Source organism: Phocaeicola sp. HCN-40430 (assembly GCF_037890285.1).
In the GTDB taxonomy this organism is placed as follows: domain Bacteria; phylum Bacteroidota; class Bacteroidia; order Bacteroidales; family Bacteroidaceae; genus Phocaeicola; species Phocaeicola acetigenes.
Map to the genome: position 1 here is coordinate 1 of NZ_JBBKBS010000060.1, position 940 is coordinate 940.

1 protein-coding gene is annotated in these 940 nt (G+C 47.4%); it reads left to right on the forward strand.

Annotation, left to right across the window (positions count from 1 at the left end):
• The coding region (locus WKU26_RS12575) for a GumC family protein (RefSeq protein ID WP_340322300.1) at positions 1–940 on the forward strand (940 nt) is incomplete at both ends.

Consider the following 940-nt stretch of genomic DNA (forward strand, 5'->3'; position numbering starts at 1 on the left):
AAAATTAGCTTTGGAAGAAAACTCCAAGTACGAACAGCTCCGCATCGAGAACCAGACACAGATCCGCTTAGTAGAATTTTTGCGCGACTATATCAATAATCCTGCCAATGCCGACGAAGTGATTCCTTCCAATGTCGGTCTACAAGATCAGAAGTTAAGCAGCGTCATCGACCAGTACAACACGATGATTATCGAACGCAAGCGTCTGCTCCGTACCTCATCCGAAAACAACCCGGCTGTCATCAATATGAAGACCGGCATCGAAGCCATGCGCCACAGCGTTCAGACAACTGTTGTTAGTGTACTCGAAGGATTGCACATCACCAAGGGCAACCTCGACCGCCAGGCAAGCAAGTTCGAAGAGCGCATCAGTAATGCCCCCAAACAGGAAAAAGAATTCCTCACTATTTCCCGCCAGCAGGAAATCAAGGCACAGCTCTACATCATGCTGCTCCAGAAGCGCGAGGAAAATGCCATTACCCTGGCTGCAACTGCTACCAACGGACGAATCATCGAACAGGCATTACCCGATAAATATCCGGTGGCACCTAAAAAGAAAATTATCGCATTGGCTGCTCTGATTTTAGGTCTGGGTATTCCCGTCGGTTTTATCTACCTTATCGATTTATTAAAATACAAAATCGAAAACGGAGAAGATGTACAGAAACTCACTACCGTACCTCTTATCGCCGAACTTCCCCACTGCCAGAAACCGGCACAGGGTGCCATCGTGGTACGCGAAAACCACAACGACATCATGGAAGAAACCTTCCGCGGACTCCGTACCAACCTTCTTTTCATGCTGGAAAACGGAGAAAAAGTTATTATGGTCTCCTCTACCCAGCCCGGTGAAGGAAAATCCTTTGTAGCCGGAAATCTGGCAGTCAGTCTGGCATTCCTTGGCAAAAAGACTCTGATTGTAGGTATGGATATCCGCAAA